Source organism: Thermomonas alba (assembly GCF_022419205.1).
Lineage (GTDB): Bacteria > Pseudomonadota > Gammaproteobacteria > Xanthomonadales > Xanthomonadaceae > Thermomonas > Thermomonas alba.
On record NZ_JAJOZU010000023.1, the window covers coordinates 1 to 1281 of the forward strand.

The following is a 1281-nucleotide window of genomic DNA, read 5'->3' on the forward strand; positions in this document are numbered from 1 at the left end:
CCAAGGTGATCACCGGCGTGCGCTTCCGCGATGGCGTCGAAGTGCGCGATGATGCAACCGCCCAGACCCACTCGGCCGCCGCCTGATCCGTCAGGGCGTGCACCACTTTTGGGTATTTCTCATTGGCGCGTCAAGCGCTTGGTGTTGATGGCGGCGTGAACCGGTGCTCCAAAGCGTATGCAGCAGGAGAATGGGCATCGCTTGGTCTTGGCGCAGGGCGTATGGCGTATGCGGGTATTGCAAAGATCGGGGCAGCCGCAGCGGCAAATGGCGCAGCAGCTATGGCGTTCCGTAACGGATTGAAGCGTGTTATGAGAGGTCCGCTTGCTGGGTCGAATTACCGAATCAAGAGCTACGAGGACTTGCTTTCAAGATATGGTTCGGATGAAGCTATTCAGGCCGCGGCAGGGCGAACCAATCCGGTGGTGAACGCAGCTGGTGCCGATATGGCTATCGGCGGCACTGCTGGCGTAGGAACTCCTGATTAGTGTCAAACCTCAGTAGTCGCAGCGAGTGGGAAGAAAAGCCTGCATCCTGGCGCCATCGTGAGCGAGAGAATGGCCATGGCAATGAACCGGGTGCAGTTCCAGAAGGGGTTGTCGATGTATGCGTACTGAAGTTAGACACTAATCAGGTAGGAACTTGTGGATGTCCCTGATATGAAAAGGGTGCTCTATACCCTGGTTTGGCTTGCTATTTCGTTGCTGGCGGGCACGGCAGGTCATTACATCTTCAAAGTTGACTTCTGGATCGCATCGCTAATCGCTGGGCTTGCGCTGATTGCGAACGGATTGATTGCGGATTGGGAAGATCGCCGGCGTGATCGTGGTCCTTGAATAGGAAGTTGTTGCGATGTGACCCGACGTCCCCCCAATTTTGAGTAGCACCGCGATCTGGAGTCCAATTCCCACTGACAAGGAGATTGGACATGAAGAAGCGGTCTACCGAAGAGCAGATCATTGGCTTCCTGCGTGAGGCGGAGGCGGGCGTGCAGGTCAAGGTGGCTTCGTCTCATCCTTCGAAGACTGGCAGGCTCATGCATTCCGAATGGCTGCACGAGCTGAAAATCAGTGTCTAATCAATTGCCAGCGGCACACTGACCTGCCCCCATTTGCCATACCAGCAATTACTGGGAGAGCCCGGGGTTAAAGGGTACTTTGGGGCACTTCTCGAAACCTCCCTCCCCCTTGCAGCCCGTGAGCCGGCATGATGGCGCCCATGAGCACATCGCGCATCAAGCCCTCGTCCTTCTGGCGCTCTCAGCCCGGCGCTGACCTGTTC

General features: G+C 56.8%; 1 protein-coding gene and 1 pseudogene. Both read left to right on the forward strand.

Annotated features, from left to right (window positions below; genetic code table 11):
* The first annotated feature begins 659 nt into the window (after positions 1–659).
* Entirely contained in the window at positions 660–836 is a 177-nt protein-coding gene (locus tag ML342_RS11515) for a hypothetical protein (protein ID WP_240127164.1), read from the forward strand.
* 92 nt (positions 837–928) lie between these two features.
* Positions 929–1000 (forward strand): annotated as a pseudogene (locus ML342_RS12065) (transposase); the annotation flags it as partial.
* Positions 1001–1281: the final 281 nt, after the last annotated feature.